Raw genomic sequence first — 13,904 nt, 5'->3', positions numbered from 1 at the left:
TCAATAACAGACTTTGATCCGACATTAAAAATACGGGCTTGCGCCTCTGGAACAAGGCCAAATTCAACAGTTAGCTTTGGTGTACTGGCAATAACACGACCGTTTGTGACAAACGGCATTTTTTGTTTATTAAGTTTCCCAAGATCAACTGACGCCCCTTGATCAAAGCGAACAATTAACTTGTCACCAGCCTGAGAAATTGCCCCTTTCACTTTTTCAGGCCAATCAAAAACAAGCCTGTTATAATCCGGGTGCTCAGCAAACCTAAACCCAACCCCAGATACAGGTTGGCTATCCGATTTTGTAGCCACATCCGTACTATTCGTTGCGTCTATATCAACCTGCAGATCGACAATAACCTTAGGGCCTGCAGTAAACGTTTTTAAAGAAAAATCATCAAGCAATGGAAAGGTCAGAATTTTTTTAGTGGGGTCTATTGTGGGCCGTCCTGTATAGCCCTTTACGCCCTGGCGGATATTATCCAACTGATAATCACCTGCCTTACCAAACTCAACAATTAGCTGACGTTGATCTATTCTCGCATTATGAGAAACCTGTTCAGGCCAATCAAAAACAATGCGGCCATACCCGGGGTGAATACCTGTCCTTACAGGAATTTCCTGGGCATGAGGAGCTGAAGAAAAAAACAACAAAAGCGCCCCTGCCATAACTATTTGGCATAGCGCTTTAATCACCCATTTTCTCCTGCATAGGAATGCACAATAATATCAACACGACGCGCGAGCTTTTCCCTTTGGTCTTCGGATAACCTATCGGTTATCTCATCATAACGCGAATCACCATACCCGCGCGATAAAATTGTTCCCCTATATCCAGATTTTTCTAATAAACCAGCAACATAGTTAGCTCGGGCCACAGATAAAGGCCAATTAGTTTGGTATTTTTGTTCGCCCGAGGGAACTGCAGGATCAGCGTGTCCCGCAATCTCGATTTTGTTGCTTATATTTTGAAAAATTCGCCCTAAACGCCTTAAAACAGGCTGTGCCTCTTCCATTGGCTCTATGGCACCCGTTGAAAACAATAAATCACCAGGCACAGAAACCACGACACGATCATCCAATCTTGTCAAAACAGCTTGGGATAAATCTGAATCAGACTTGAATTTTTCAGATAACAATGCCTGTAAATAATCTAGGTCCTCTCCCGGTATGAAGTCAACGGGCTCCATTGTTAAACTTTTTGCAGGTTTCGGCTCGGCAATCACCCCCTCAATTTTGAGGTTACTTGCAAGGGAATCAACCAAGTTCCGCCATTGTTTCTCTTCCATCACAGACATAGAATATAACAAAACAAAAAAGGTCAGCATCAACGCGACAAGGTCTGTAAACGTTACCATCCAACTTGAACCATAATTCACGACTACAGCCTGTTCATTCTGCCTTCTGTTGGCAAAAAGATTTGACTTTGGAATATCAGTGATTTCGTTCTTGTCAGAGCGCGTCTCAGCCTGTTCTGTATTGAAACTCTCTTTACCCTCTTCATAAATCTTATCTGCACGCGCCTTCTTCCGTTTTTCACCCCGGGCGTTGTTATTCTTTTTTCCCTTCCCAGCCATTACCTTTCCTCTCGATAAGAGCTAAAGGTAATATTAGGTGGCGCTTGATCGTACAATCGAATCACAACAAAGACATATCCAGGTCGATCAGGTTGCAAACCGACGACTAGTCTATCTTTTGGAATACCTGCATCCAGGACGCCAATCGCAACAACTTCCAGCCGTCTTAACATCAAATCAAGAAGGCTTTTTTGCCCCTCGTCCTGACGTGCCGACGTACCATAAAGAAATTCAAACTCATAGTAACCACCCTCAACATCAACCTTTTGCAGAGATGCCGCTAACCGCTTCAGCAAAAGTTCGCGCCCGGAAGCAAGTTCAACTTCATCACGGTAGAACAAAGCTTCAACAGGTAATTTAAGGCGTAGAAAATTTTGGGTACTTCCCTGCTCTCTTTCCACAGCGGGGATAGTTGTTTCAAACAATCGTTCGATTTCAGTAACTAGATCTGTTTGATCATCAAGGTTATCTAATGCTTGATCAAAAGAGGCATGCCGCTCCATATGGCTGGCATCACCACGGAATGTATTATTAACAGATTCGAGAACAGCTCTGGCTTTTTCTTCTTCGTATGAAGAAATTGCGTTTAGCATAATGAAAAAAGCCAAAAGCAAGAGCTTAAGGCTTAATAAGGCGACATAATTCCGATCACCATCATCCTGGCGTCTGCGAAACAAAGGGCCGAGCATAACAACTAATCAAATCCCATTAATGCATCGATGTCATCTTGACTGACACCCTCGCCTGGCAGCTGCGGCCCATTGAGCAAATCTTCATCGGGTCTTTCAACCCCATCTGCACGTTTCGGCGTCGATTTTGCAGTTGCGTTTTCTGGAACAAACTCCTCTCCACCGAAAGCATTGAGCAGTTTATCGACTTTTATTTCTACATGCTGTAACGCATTGACTACTCTTGAAATTCGTTGACCAGTGATATCCTGAAAGCTACAGGCTTCATAGACCTGAGTTACAGCATCATTCACTTTATCCGAAGCATCAGCTTCAAGGTTTCCAGCAACTTCTTCGAGTGTCTCCATCGCGGAAAGGATGTTGTGGGTGGCCTGTTCAGTTGCCCCCACAATCGCATCCAGCTCATCCGCTGCGGTCGGAAGAAAATCGCTCTTGATTTCATCGGGCCTCAAAGAAGCCAATTGCGTCTTCATATCGTGAATATAACTCGCGACAGAGCCAATCTCAGCCAAAAGCTTGTGATTGGTTTCAATCGCATCTTCACCAAAGTTCTGCAACAAGCTATCCACCAATGCTTCAAGATCTGCATCCTGTGCATTACTGTCAAAAGCCTTTAGTTTATCAAGTAACTCTTCTCTGACCGGGTTGGTCATAACATCAACCTCTTAGAAGTTTCCAAGCACCGCAATCAACTTCTTTTTAAGGGTCGCAGCGTTGAACGGTTTCACAATATAATTGTTCACACCCGCCTGTTTCGCCGCAATTACGTTTTCTGTTTTACTTTCAGCAGTAACCATAATGAAAGACAAGTCCTTCAGATGGGCATCTGCACGGCATTCTTTTAGCAACTGAAGACCGCTCATCGGCTCCATGTTCCAATCAGAAATAACCAGACTATATTGCTTACCGCGCAATTTTTGTAACGCACTGCTGCCATCTGTTGCTTCATCAACATTGTTGAAGCCTAGCTGCTTGAGCAAATTGCGCACAATACGCAACATGGTTTTATAATCATCCACGATGAGGATTGGCATATTCATGTCGACATCCGACATCAGCAACTCCTTAACTATCTCTCTTGCACACACATTCGCTTAAATTGTGATTTTAAGCTATCAGCATACAATTAACGCAGTGTAAACAAACCACAGCTTTTCAAGATCTTAGACTTTTATTTTAAAAAAAGTTGTAACTTTACCAAAATAAAAGCCCCGTATCTCAATGGATACAGGGCTGATTTAGAAATTTGAACAGCTAGCCGGAAAAATTAACCATAATTATCAAAGAGGATTCGATTATTCTTTTGATAATGGTAATTCACGTCTTTGCGCTAACTCCAGTGTAATTTCTTTTGCTCTTTTTGGGTCCATACTCGCCAGAATCGGAGCTGTCTTTCTTTCTTTCATCCGCTCAACAACACCAAGCAGAACAATCATATCCAACTCTTCAAAAATTCGGGCAGCATCCTTGGGCTTCATGCTTTCATATATTTTAACAAGACTGAGCATCTGCTTTTCGCTCTGCTCGTCATGTTTGACAATCAGGCCCTCGATCGTATTTTGAAGTTTGCCAAGCTCGGAAATTTTCTCATCAATTCTGCGCTCTGCGGCAAGCAAAAGCGTTTCTCTTTGCTCGACATCCCGCTCACGTGTTTCAAGTTGCTCTCTTCGGGCAGACAAGGATTGTAACAATTCTATCTCTTCATCCGTCATCGAAAAGGGATCGGCTTCAATACCTTGGACAACGGGAACCCCCTTCGCATCTTCGTCAACCGAAGCGGTTTCAGGCGCGTCCTTTGGCTCAGCTCCCTCAGCAGCCTCTTCATCACCATTTACCTCAGGGGCTTCTGCCTTAGCTTCATTCTCTACTGCTTCTTCGGCTTCTGGAGTAGCTTGCGCAAACGCTTCACCTGATTGATTAAATCCTTCCCAGACCCCCCCGGCCTTAACGATCAAAGTCAACGAAGACACTGCAATTAATATCGGAAGCAAACGCATAGCATATTCTCCTTAACGCATGCCCTTTAGGGTTTTCAGAAGGTCTTCCGCAGCGGGAGAGAGATCTCTTTTAGCTACAGCTTCTTTATCGGGGACTTGTTTCTTGTCTTTTTTAACTTCTCCAGGCTTAACGCCCTTCGGTAAAACTGTCTCTGGGGATTTTTGTCGTGCCAGACCAAGATCTTCTTCCAAACGGTCCGCAACAACCTCGGCCCGGTCCACCAAATAACTTAAGTCAGACAAAATTCCATCTGCTTTGGCAGTGTTCTCTTTCAATCCAGAACCAGTATCCGATGCATGTGCTTTGAATTCAGCAAGACTTCTTTCCGCTTTAGCCGTTGTCTCTGAAAAGGAAAGTATCAAGCCCTCCATTTCGGCCTTGGCTTCACGCAAAGCATCCAATTTTTTATTTAAAATTACCGCATAGGCAATCGTCGCAACCAAAAGGATCGCAACAAGAATATTAAATCCAAGCTCTATATTCGATAAATCTAACATAATCTATTCGCCATCATCACGAACAATTTTATTGGCAATTTTGACTGCAATATTTCCGCTTTTCCGTCCCATGTTCCCTTTGAACATTGAAACATCTCCGCATCTCAGCTCTACAAGTGATTCTGGGGAAACGGTCAGATCCATTGTATCACCAACTTTCCAGTTCATCACATCACCAAGAGAGATATTTACTTGCTCTAATACGGCCAAAATGGAAACGTCTGTCTGCCATAGTTCAGCAGTCAAATGCCCTTCCCAAATAGAATCGCGCCCGAATTTTTCCCCCATAAACATCTGGAGTAACAATTCGCGCACAGGCTCAAGCGTTGCATAAGGAATGAGCAGTTCGACACGCCCGCCCCGATCCTCCATGTCCACACGTAGAGTGATCACAATCGCAGCATTCTCATGACGTGCAATCGTCGCAAAGCGGGGATTGGTTTCCAAGCGATCAAATCTAAAAGTGACCGGAGAAAGTGGATCGAACGCACTGGATAGATCAGCCAGCACAACATGCGCTAATCTTTGAATAAGGTTACGTTCGATCGTCGTATAAGGTCGCCCCTCAATACGCATAGCAGCCGTTCCACGACGTCCGCCAAGTAACACATCAACAATCGAATATATCAATGCAGAATCAACGGTCATCAAACCGTAGTTATCCCACTCTTCTGCCTTAAAGACCGTCAGCATAGCAGGCAGAGGAATTGAATTGAGATAATCACCAAATCGTGCAGAGGTGATATTATCTAAACTCACTTCAACGTTATCGGAAGTAAAGTTACGTAATGATGTCGACATCATTCTGACCAAGCGATCAAAAACAATATCCAACATTGGAAGGCGTTCGTAAGACACCAAAGCAGAGTTGAGAATTGCCTGAATGCCCGAATTGTCCCCGCCGTCATCATCCCCGGCATCAACACCTAACAGGCTATCAATTTCACTTTGATCCAGAACACGCGTACCACCAGGGCCGTCGTCGACTTCGTCGAAAACGTCATCTGCCTCATCCGCGTCGTCATCCGCCATGGCCTCCCATTCGGCCATCATGGCTTCCTGATCGACTTCTTCTTCCGTTTCGTCAGCCATTTCTTACCTTACAGGTTACTGTACCAGCATTTCCTGAAACAATACATCTTTCACCTTTATAGGAGCAGCTGCTGCGTTCACCCGAAGTAATAATTCTTCTCTCAAACGCTGGATACCAGCCGACCCACTCAAATCTTCAATTCTGAGCTCTCTTAAATAAACTTGGAAGTTATCAACAATTCTTGGCATCACGGCTTCAATACCCGGAATGTCCGTTTGCGCTTCAAGCTCTAGACTAATCGTAATCTTCAAGAAATGCTTTTTATTGCCAGTGGAATTCAAATTCACCAATAACTCTGGCACATCATAAAAGGCTGCGGGTCCATGAGCGGGAATAACTTCCTCAACGACCTCTTCTTCAACCACTTCTTCTTTGCCAAGCAAAGAATCAAGCATACCTGTGAAGTAAGCGCCAGCGCCTGCAATAAGAATGAGTAATAAAGGCAGTATGAAAAAAAGAACGAGTTTCTTTCCCGACATCCCACCTTTGGGGCGCGCTTCAACTTCCAGTTCTTCTTCACCAACAGATTCATCAGTCATATGCTGATATAAGCCTCCAATTAAAATACCCCATTAATAAGGGGTCAAGATGGTTAAAAAGTCGTTAAGTAGTATAGACGTTAAATCAAATACTTATCAGGGAAAACATCGCCCTTACCAATAAACTCTTCATCTAAATAATTTGTATCTGAAAGCAGCTTAATCGAAAAGTGTTAATATCTGCCCAAGACCAGATAACGCCCTATCAGGAACTTCACCGCATAAATATTTAACCAATTCACCATCCCTCTCATCCCCAAGCCCATAACACCTATAAAGAATAACATAGTTTACCCTGTTGGCGGTAAATGTTTCCCCATACCGGAAATTGTTAACCAACAAAAGCTACCGAGCTGACACTTACCAACTTCGTTTCCCTTGCTGCTCAAGGCATTACACAATTGGCACACATCATGCATTGATTAGGACGAACACATGATGGCAAGGAATATCCAGGATGGAAAACCCCAGTTACATAGCCCTTTCAAGGCAAATGGCCCTCGGTAGAGAAATGGCGATCATTGCCAACAATGTTGCGAACATGAACACCAATGCCTACAAGAACGAAGGCATGATGTTTGTTGAGTATCTGAAAGACACCAAAACTGGTGAAAACCTTAGCTTCACACAAGATCTAAGATTGGTCAGGAACCTCGCCGAAGGGCAGCTTCATACAACAAACAACCCTTTGGATGTTGCCATCTCTGGAAAAGGCTACTTTACCGTAGAAGTCGATGGTGAAGACCGTTACACAAGAAACGGTTCTTTTAAACTAAGCCCAGATGGTGAGCTCATCACAACAGAAGGATATCTCGTCCTTGGTGATGGTGATGCCCCAATTTCAATCCCGGCAACAGCAACAGATATAACAATCACTAGGGATGGAACAATCTCATCTAGCGCTGGAACGGCAGGCCGCCTTAAAACGGTTGATTTTGAGGACGAGCAACTTCTCGTAAAAGAAGCAGGAAGCGTTTTCAGCACTGCAGACAATCAAGAGCCAATTGATCAGGTAACAGGTGAAATCATCCAAGGAGCAATCGAAGGCTCTAACGTTCAAGGCGTCATTGAAATGACCCGGATGATTGACACAACACGCAGCTATACATCAATGGCTAAATTTATCAAACAAGAACATGACCGCCAGCTTAAAGCCATTCAGTCGCTGGCCAGTTTAAAAGTTTAACAGGAGCCGTAAAATGAGATCATTAAACATCGGTGCAACTGGAATGCTGGCCCAACAGCTTAATGTTGAAGTTATTTCCAATAACATTGCCAACCTCAACACCACAGGCTTTAAGCGTCAGCGTGCAGAATTCAGCGATTTACTTTATCAGAACCTGCGTCGTGTGGGAACAAACTCATCCGATACAGGTACTGTCGTTCCAACAGGCATCCAGCTCGGACTAGGCGTTAAACCATCAGCGACCTATCGCATTACTAGTCAGGGTGAAATGAACATCACCGATAACTCGCTTGATGTTGCCATTAACGGTGAAGGTTATTTCAACGTAGAGCTACCGAGCGGAGAAACCGGATACACACGTGCTGGTGCACTTCAGCTTTCCCCGACTGGTGATATTGTCACCCCGGATGGTTACACCGTACAGCCGGGCATTAATGTCCCAACAAACGCAGTATCAATCTCGATCAACTCTGCTGGCGAAGTTTATGTGAAACTTGACGGCCAGGTTAATGCCGCATTGGCTGGACAATTTGATCTTGCAATTTTTCCCAATGAAGCCGGACTGGAAGCGATTGGGGATAACTACTTTCTGGAAACACCAGCGTCTGGCGCCCCAACAAATGGTTCTCCAAATTCAACAGGCTTTGGTAGCATCCTTCAGGGCGCACTAGAGACATCAAACGTCAATGCCGTTTCAGAGATAACAAATCTGATCACAGCGCAACGTGCTTACGAAATGAACTCAAAAATCCTAACAGCATCCGATGAAATGATGCGTTCTGTTGCGAACTTGAGATAATTGAGATCAGACGGAGAAGAACAATGCATCTATTTAAGAAATTACTATTTGCAACAGGCCTATCCCTCACTGCCCAGGTTGGTTTTGTTGGGGCAAGTTTTGCCGAGGTAAATGTAAATTCAGTTCCATCAATCATAAATCTGAACAAGGATATCGTGATTGAAGGTGATATTGTTTATCTGGATGATATTTTTTCTGGCACGGATACAGAAAACAGAACCGCAATCGCACGGTCCCCGGCTCTTGGCAAAGATGTTGAGCTTTCAGCAAGATGGCTGTGGGCTCTTGCCCAAAAGAATGAACTAGATTGGCAACCAAGCACGCATTTGGATACAGCCATGGTCACACGGGCAAGCCAAATAATTAATGCGACGGATATACGCGACAGCGTTGAAACTGCCTTGCTGGAAAGAGGGCTGGTAGATAACAAGAAAATTGAGTTTGACCGAAAAGATCGCGATCTGAAAATTCCAGCTGAAATTGAGCCAACACTCCGTGTAGAAAATATCAGCTATAGACCTGGACGCAATCGTTTCACGGCACAAATTGTCATTCCTGCCGAAGGACGCCCAATCATCAATAAAACCCTATCTGGCTATCTGATCGAAATGGTGAATGTCCCCGTACTCAAACGCCGCCTGTCAAAAGGCGATATTATTCAGGCACAAGATATTCAGTGGGTCGCGGTCAAAGAGTCAAAACTCAGTAAAAATGCTATTACGGATATTGATAATCTAATTGGAATGACCCCCAAACAAACACTCAAAGATCAAGCCATTATCCGGACCAATGACGTCGACACCCCTAAAGCCGTCACCAAAAATGGCCTGGTAACAATGTTACTACAAAGCGGTTCTCTAAATCTTCGCACCCAAGGTAGAGCCCTTGAAAATGGAGCCATCGGCGAAGTAATCCGCTTGCTTAACACTCAATCAAACACAATCGTCCATGGTACGGTTACAGGTGCAGGACTTGTCACAGTCTCACTTGTAAACAAAACCATTGTCGGTACTAACTAAGGAGCTCAGCGATGAAAACTTTACTGACATCCAATATAAGCAGATACCTAATAGCTGGCGTCCTGGGCTTTTCTCTGACTGCCTGTAATGCGATATCTCGTATTTCTGAAATTGGCGAAGTTCCCAAACTCAGCAAAATAGAAAACCCGGCCCCGCCTCAACCGATTTCCTTGCCAATGCCGGCACCGCAAGTTGCGACAAGACAAGCCAATTCCTTGTGGCGTCCGGGGTCAAGAGCCTTCTTAAAAGATCAGCGCGCGGATGAAATCGGCGATCTGCTTACAGTCGTTATCCAGATTGATGATAAAGCCGCCGTTTCGAACACCACAGAAAGAACGCGAGCCAATGCAGAAGGCGCAGGCTTAAACAGCTTCCTTGGTTACGAAACAGAGTTGGGTCGTATTTTTAACGACAACCTTAACCCGGCTACCCTTGTTGATGGCGAGAGCACAAGTGCCTCAAAAGGTGTTGGATCAGTGGACCGAGAAGAAGAAATCAACTTACGTGTTGCTGCCTTGGTCACACAGGTTATGCCAAACGGAAATCTTATCATTTCTGGGCGACAAGAAGTTCGTGTTAACTACGAAGTCAGGGAGCTTATGGTTACAGGGATGATTAGACCAGAAGATATCACATCCACAAACACAATCAGCTACGATCAAATCGCAGAGGCACGCATAGCTTACGGAGGACGTGGACAGTTAAGCGACGTACAACAACCACGTTACGGGCAGCAGCTATATGACATAATATTCCCGTTCTAAGATACAGGAATAATAAAATCAAAAGGGCCGATGAAAAATCAATTTCATCGGCCCTTTTTCATTTCAGTTTCAAAAAAACTAGTCGTCCCTATGAACCTTTTCCATCCGCTCATGTTGTTCTTGAGCTTCAAGTGTCATGGTTGCAATTGGACGAGCCTCGAGGCGTTTAATGCTAATAGGATCACCCGTAATTTCGCAAAACCCATATTCATTCTCGTCAATACGACGAAGGGCTTCATCAATTTTCCCGATAAGCTTACGTTCACGATCTCTCGTACGTAATTCCAAAGCACGTTCAGTTTCAGATGAAGCACGATCTGCAAGATCTGGTTCTTGTAAAGTTTCATTCTGGAGCGTCTGCAACGTAGCAGATGATTCAGCGAGTAGTTCTTCTCTCCAAGCCAACAGTTTATGCTTAAAGAACTCCAGCATGACTGGATTCATAAACTCTTCGTCTTCTTGCGGACGATAATCAATTGGAAGAGGAATAGTCATGGCAACCCCCATAAATTGGCAATTTTGGCGTGCAGTATAGGGAATTTCCCTGCCACGACAAGTTTGTCATGAAGAATTAACGCTATTTTCTATTTATACGATTAAAAACAGAGGATTATCGCCCTAATTTAGCGAGCTCAACAGCAGCACGAACCTCAACCTCGTTCAAGATCTCAAGGAGTCGAGGGTCATTAATTTGCTCTCTACGTTGAGCAACGAGCGATTCGATTTTTTCCAGACGCCAGACTGGTATAGAGCCAAATAACAAACCAAGACGTAATTCTTCCAACTCATCCAAGATATCTTCGGCTTGTTTTTTCGCCTTCTGCTTACCTGTCAATGCATCAGGAACTTCCTGAATTGAAAGCAGACCGCTCACACCGCCAGCAGCGGATACGCCACCTGTATCAGAGACGGAATCTCCTGCACCAGATTCCAAAGCATCACTAAAGCTCCCTCCAACACCGGAAGCCTTACGTTTTGACTTCGAACCTGCTGCAGGTGTGACGGATGATCCCGTTCTAATCTTCATTTCAAGCCTATTACCTAATCTGACTACGGGTGAATGTTAGAGCCTCGATAAATTTTGTCTTCTTATGGGCAAGTTTTACCAGATCAATAGCACCATTGTTACCCAGCTCTCAATCAGAAGCAAAATTATTCCTTATAAATTGGCAGTTTCACGCCAATCGTCAAGCCCCCATCATATTGGCACGAAATTCGCATAAGGTACAGTGAACATCGCGTTGGTTTTCAAAGTCGTAACAAAGGCCAACCAAACAATGGGTAGAATAATGAGCTTAGTACAACATATAAACATCTTATACAGAGCAACGGTCCTTCTTGGTGCGTTACTTGTATCATTTGCTGTTCAAGTTTCAGATGCCTCTGCCCAGTCACGGATTAAGGATATTGCCAACTTTGAAGGCATTCGCGACAACCTTTTAGTAGGGTATGGATTGGTCGTCGGTCTTAACGGAACAGGTGACGACATTGACGATGCCGTCTTTACCCGTGAAAGCCTTATCGGTGTGTTACAGCGCTTAGGCGTTAATGCAAGAGACAACAATCTTGATACCGATAATGTTGCCGCTGTGATGATCACAGCAAACCTTCCCCCTTTCGCCCGCCAAGGCACACGCATTGATTTAACTGTCTCTGCTATTGGAACAGCCGAAAGCCTTCAGGGCGGTACATTACTCGTGACCCCACTGATGGGTGCTGACGGCGAAGTTTATGCGGTGGGCCAAGGTCCGATCGCCATAAACGGCTTCAGTGCTGCCGGGAATGCAGAAACAATTACCCGCGGTGTACCAACTGTGGGACGGATTTCTAATGGTGCAATTGTTGAGCGCGAAATCGATTTCGACCTTAAAGAGCTTCAGAGCGTGAAAATCGCCCTTAAAAATCCCGACCTGACAACGGCAAGACGTATTGCACAAGCTATCAATACTCAGCTCGGCGGAAATTCCGCTGTTAGTACAGATCCCTCTACCGTCCAACTGGATGTTCCAGAACGCTACAGAGGTAATACAGTTGCAATGCTGACAGACATCGAACAACTACCTGTGCGCGTTGATACACCGGCAAAAGTCGTTATTGATGAAAAATCTGGCGTCATTGTCATTGGCAACGATGTCCGGATCAGTACCGTCGCGATTGCCCAGGGCAACCTCACCGTCCGTATTACAGAAACACCACAAGTCAGCCAGCCGAATGCTTTTTCAAACACAGGCACAACAGAAGTTGTTGACCGTACTGAAATTGAAATTGATGACGATAGCGACAAACGTCTTGCCCTTCTTCCTTCAGGTGTAACTCTTCAGGAAGTCGTGAACGGCCTTAACGCATTGGGCGTTGGCCCCAGAGACATGATTGCAATCTTACAAAGCATCAAAGCTGCTGGTGCTCTTCAAGCTGATATCGAGTTGCTATAATGCTGATAGATACACAGACATACGCAGAAAACATAATCAACGATACGATTGTTGGCAAAGCACAATCCCTTGCCAGCATGAAACCAAAAAGCGAAGCCGAAGCAATGGCAACAGCCAAAGACTTCGAAGCCGTTTTTCTAACACAAATGTTAACTCCAATTTTTGAGAGCCTACCTACCGATGGTCCCATGGGTGGCGGTTCTGGAGAGAAAATTTTTCGTTCTCTCATGGTACAAGAGTACGGAAAATCTCTTGCCGAATCAGGTGGTGTCGGAATCTCCGATGCTGTCTATCGCGAAATCATAAAGCTGCAGGAGGTTTAAATGACTACAGCCCCTAAAACACACAACGCACCGGAAACAACTGTTCACAGTGTCATTGCTACGGTTAAAGGCCTTGTTTCAGTTATGAGTCGAGAAATTGATCTTCTCCGTGCGATGAAGATCAAAGAAATGAGCGAGTTACAAGAACAGAAGCTCGTGCTCGTAAACGCTTATGAACAGGGCTCATCCCAGCTGAAGAAAGATCCGTCTTTCATGCAACACCTAGATCCTCTGCTAAAAGAAGAGCTCCGTGATGTCATTCAGCTGCTTAACACAACGGTGACCGAAAACGAGACAGCCCTCCTTGCTGCAAAAACAAGCAACGAACGCTTGATGCAAGCAGTTGTCGAGGCCGTTCAAGAACAAAAAATCAAAAGCAGTACAAGCTACTCACAAACAGGTGTTCTTGCTGCACAGAAGGCCCAAACAGCTCAGGCAACAACGCCTATGCACCTGAATCAGTGTCTCTAATTTCTAAAAGTTGCTTAAAATTATAAAGAAATAAGATTTGAGGACATTATGTCGCTAACCATCGCAATGAACAACGCATTGACAGGACTGAAAGTGAACCAGAGTGCTCTGGCCGTCACATCATCAAACCTGGCAAATATCAATAATGCGAACTATACCCGTAAGGTTCTCTTACAGGAAACTCAGGTTATTGCTGGCCTTGGCGCAGGTGTCACAGCTGATACGATCCGGCGTAATGTCAACACGCTGATTCAAAGAGACTTCAGAGAAGAAACAACAACGCTTGCCTCTATACAAACGGAAAGTAACTATCTAAACCGCATTCAACAAATGTTTGGATCCGTGGCCAATAAAAATTCTGTTGGCGATCTCATCGATAAATTCAATTCATCTCTTGAAAACCTGGGAAGCAGCCCAGAGATCTCGTCAAACTACTTTACGTCGGTAAACAACGGTTCAATTCTAGCGCAACGTATCCGTGATATGGCTGATACTGTTCAAGCTGAACGTATGCGTGC

Annotated in this window: 18 protein-coding genes and 1 pseudogene; 8 read left to right on the top strand and 11 right to left on the bottom strand. The window is 44.6% G+C overall.

The genetic code is table 11. From position 1 onward, the window contains the following. The 9 genes and pseudogenes from Q0241_RS19200 to Q0241_RS19160 all read right to left on the bottom strand — a co-directional run. A pseudogene (locus Q0241_RS19200) lies at positions 1-695 on the bottom strand (hypothetical protein); the annotation flags it as partial. Then, positions 692-1,576 (bottom strand): flagellar motor protein MotB, encoded by an 885-nt coding sequence (locus Q0241_RS19195; RefSeq protein WP_299380709.1) that lies wholly within the window; start codon positions 1,574-1,576, stop codon positions 692-694. The pseudogene Q0241_RS19200 and the gene Q0241_RS19195, both read right to left, overlap by 4 nt. Continuing rightward, positions 1,576-2,265: a flagellar motor protein MotB gene (locus Q0241_RS19190; protein WP_299380708.1), complete on the bottom strand. Its 690-nt coding sequence runs from the start codon at positions 2,263-2,265 to the stop codon at positions 1,576-1,578. Before Q0241_RS19190 ends, Q0241_RS19195 begins: the two co-directional genes overlap by 1 nt. A gap of 5 nt (positions 2,266-2,270) precedes the next feature. Continuing rightward, entirely contained in the window at positions 2,271-2,918 is a 648-nt protein-coding gene (locus Q0241_RS19185; RefSeq protein ID WP_299380707.1) for a protein phosphatase CheZ, read from the bottom strand. Positions 2,919-2,930: 12 nt separating this feature from the next. Continuing rightward, on the bottom strand, positions 2,931-3,320 hold the full coding sequence (locus tag Q0241_RS19180) for a response regulator (protein ID WP_046507440.1): 390 nt from the start codon (positions 3,318-3,320) through the stop codon (positions 2,931-2,933). 240 nt (positions 3,321-3,560) lie between these two features. Beyond that, positions 3,561-4,262, bottom strand: coding sequence for a hypothetical protein (locus tag Q0241_RS19175; protein WP_299380706.1), 702 nt, complete (start codon positions 4,260-4,262; stop codon positions 3,561-3,563). A gap of 12 nt (positions 4,263-4,274) precedes the next feature. Next, on the bottom strand, positions 4,275-4,760 hold the full coding sequence (locus Q0241_RS19170) for a DUF6468 domain-containing protein (protein ID WP_299380705.1): 486 nt from the start codon (positions 4,758-4,760) through the stop codon (positions 4,275-4,277). 3 nt (positions 4,761-4,763) lie between these two features. After that, positions 4,764-5,852: a flagellar motor switch protein FliM gene (gene fliM / locus Q0241_RS19165; RefSeq protein ID WP_047764828.1), complete on the bottom strand. Its 1,089-nt coding sequence runs from the start codon at positions 5,850-5,852 to the stop codon at positions 4,764-4,766. A gap of 15 nt (positions 5,853-5,867) precedes the next feature. Continuing rightward, positions 5,868-6,392 (bottom strand): flagellar basal body-associated FliL family protein, encoded by a 525-nt coding sequence (locus Q0241_RS19160; protein WP_299380704.1) that lies wholly within the window; start codon positions 6,390-6,392, stop codon positions 5,868-5,870. A 457-nt stretch (positions 6,393-6,849) separates the two neighbouring features. Here Q0241_RS19160 and flgF point away from each other — a divergent pair, with 457 nt between their 5' ends. From flgF to flgH, 4 genes are read left to right on the top strand one after another with little or no spacing between them, the layout of a single operon-like run. Further along, positions 6,850-7,578 carry a flagellar basal-body rod protein FlgF gene (gene flgF, locus Q0241_RS19155; protein ID WP_299380703.1) on the top strand — a complete coding sequence of 243 codons (729 nt, stop codon included), beginning with the start codon at positions 6,850-6,852 and terminating at the stop codon, positions 7,576-7,578. A gap of 13 nt (positions 7,579-7,591) precedes the next feature. After that, positions 7,592-8,377: a flagellar basal-body rod protein FlgG gene (flgG, locus tag Q0241_RS19150; RefSeq protein ID WP_047764831.1), complete on the top strand. Its 786-nt coding sequence runs from the start codon at positions 7,592-7,594 to the stop codon at positions 8,375-8,377. A gap of 23 nt (positions 8,378-8,400) precedes the next feature. Beyond that, positions 8,401-9,396 (top strand): flagellar basal body P-ring formation chaperone FlgA, encoded by a 996-nt coding sequence (gene flgA / locus Q0241_RS19145; protein WP_299380702.1) that lies wholly within the window; start codon positions 8,401-8,403, stop codon positions 9,394-9,396. 11 nt (positions 9,397-9,407) lie between these two features. Then, positions 9,408-10,160: a flagellar basal body L-ring protein FlgH gene (gene flgH, locus Q0241_RS19140; RefSeq protein WP_299380701.1), complete on the top strand. Its 753-nt coding sequence runs from the start codon at positions 9,408-9,410 to the stop codon at positions 10,158-10,160. A 78-nt stretch (positions 10,161-10,238) separates the two neighbouring features. On the opposite strand, the gene dksA is transcribed toward flgH, so the two are convergent. Both dksA and Q0241_RS19130 read right to left on the bottom strand, forming a co-directional pair. Further along, positions 10,239-10,655 (bottom strand): RNA polymerase-binding protein DksA, encoded by a 417-nt coding sequence (dksA, locus tag Q0241_RS19135; protein ID WP_046507418.1) that lies wholly within the window; start codon positions 10,653-10,655, stop codon positions 10,239-10,241. Between the two features lie 115 nt (positions 10,656-10,770). After that, positions 10,771-11,187 (bottom strand): flagellar assembly protein FliX, encoded by a 417-nt coding sequence (locus Q0241_RS19130; protein WP_299380700.1) that lies wholly within the window; start codon positions 11,185-11,187, stop codon positions 10,771-10,773. 262 nt (positions 11,188-11,449) lie between these two features. On the opposite strand from Q0241_RS19130, the gene Q0241_RS19125 reads away from it, so the two are divergent. The 4 genes from Q0241_RS19125 to Q0241_RS19110 form a co-directional block, all read left to right on the top strand. After that, positions 11,450-12,592, top strand: coding sequence for a flagellar basal body P-ring protein FlgI (locus Q0241_RS19125; RefSeq protein ID WP_299380699.1), 1,143 nt, complete (start codon positions 11,450-11,452; stop codon positions 12,590-12,592). Further along, positions 12,592-12,915, top strand: coding sequence for a rod-binding protein (locus Q0241_RS19120; protein ID WP_299380698.1), 324 nt, complete (start codon positions 12,592-12,594; stop codon positions 12,913-12,915). The genes Q0241_RS19125 and Q0241_RS19120 overlap by 1 nt, the downstream gene beginning before the upstream one ends. Then, positions 12,916-13,386, top strand: a complete 471-nt coding sequence (locus Q0241_RS19115) for a hypothetical protein (RefSeq protein WP_299380697.1) — start codon at positions 12,916-12,918, stop codon at positions 13,384-13,386. A gap of 48 nt (positions 13,387-13,434) precedes the next feature. Further along, a partial coding sequence (locus tag Q0241_RS19110) for a hypothetical protein (RefSeq protein ID WP_299380696.1) occupies positions 13,435-13,904 on the top strand: 470 nt, incomplete at its 3' end.

The organism is uncultured Kiloniella sp., assembly GCF_937128705.1.
In the GTDB taxonomy this organism is placed as follows: domain Bacteria; phylum Pseudomonadota; class Alphaproteobacteria; order Kiloniellales; family Kiloniellaceae; genus Kiloniella.
Note: the sequence above shows the minus strand (reverse complement) of the source record. Positions and strands in the feature narration are given on the sequence as shown.

What these genes read in the sequence shown, in the direction of transcription:
- Q0241_RS19190 (WP_299380708.1), bottom strand. Translation starts at nt 2,265, where the DNA reads ATGCTCGGCCCTTTGTTTCGCAGACGCCAGGATGATGGTGATCGGAAT.
- flgF (WP_299380703.1), top strand. Translation starts at nt 6,850, where the DNA reads ATGGAAAACCCCAGTTACATAGCCCTTTCAAGGCAAATGGCCCTCGGT.
- dksA (WP_046507418.1), bottom strand. Translation starts at nt 10,655, where the DNA reads ATGACTATTCCTCTTCCAATTGATTATCGTCCGCAAGAAGACGAAGAG.
- Q0241_RS19130 (WP_299380700.1), bottom strand. Translation starts at nt 11,187, where the DNA reads ATGAAGATTAGAACGGGATCATCCGTCACACCTGCAGCAGGTTCGAAG.
- Q0241_RS19180 (WP_046507440.1), bottom strand. Translation starts at nt 3,320, where the DNA reads ATGTCGGATGTCGACATGAATATGCCAATCCTCATCGTGGATGATTAT.
- flgA (WP_299380702.1), top strand. Translation starts at nt 8,401, where the DNA reads ATGCATCTATTTAAGAAATTACTATTTGCAACAGGCCTATCCCTCACT.
- flgH (WP_299380701.1), top strand. Translation starts at nt 9,408, where the DNA reads ATGAAAACTTTACTGACATCCAATATAAGCAGATACCTAATAGCTGGC.
- Q0241_RS19115 (WP_299380697.1), top strand. Translation starts at nt 12,916, where the DNA reads ATGACTACAGCCCCTAAAACACACAACGCACCGGAAACAACTGTTCAC.
- Q0241_RS19160 (WP_299380704.1), bottom strand. Translation starts at nt 6,392, where the DNA reads ATGACTGATGAATCTGTTGGTGAAGAAGAACTGGAAGTTGAAGCGCGC.
- Q0241_RS19175 (WP_299380706.1), bottom strand. Translation starts at nt 4,262, where the DNA reads ATGCGTTTGCTTCCGATATTAATTGCAGTGTCTTCGTTGACTTTGATC.
- Q0241_RS19185 (WP_299380707.1), bottom strand. Translation starts at nt 2,918, where the DNA reads ATGACCAACCCGGTCAGAGAAGAGTTACTTGATAAACTAAAGGCTTTT.
- Q0241_RS19120 (WP_299380698.1), top strand. Translation starts at nt 12,592, where the DNA reads ATGCTGATAGATACACAGACATACGCAGAAAACATAATCAACGATACG.
- Q0241_RS19170 (WP_299380705.1), bottom strand. Translation starts at nt 4,760, where the DNA reads ATGTTAGATTTATCGAATATAGAGCTTGGATTTAATATTCTTGTTGCG.
- Q0241_RS19125 (WP_299380699.1), top strand. Translation starts at nt 11,450, where the DNA reads ATGAGCTTAGTACAACATATAAACATCTTATACAGAGCAACGGTCCTT.
- fliM (WP_047764828.1), bottom strand. Translation starts at nt 5,852, where the DNA reads ATGGCTGACGAAACGGAAGAAGAAGTCGATCAGGAAGCCATGATGGCC.
- flgG (WP_047764831.1), top strand. Translation starts at nt 7,592, where the DNA reads ATGAGATCATTAAACATCGGTGCAACTGGAATGCTGGCCCAACAGCTT.
- Q0241_RS19195 (WP_299380709.1), bottom strand. Translation starts at nt 1,576, where the DNA reads ATGGCTGGGAAGGGAAAAAAGAATAACAACGCCCGGGGTGAAAAACGG.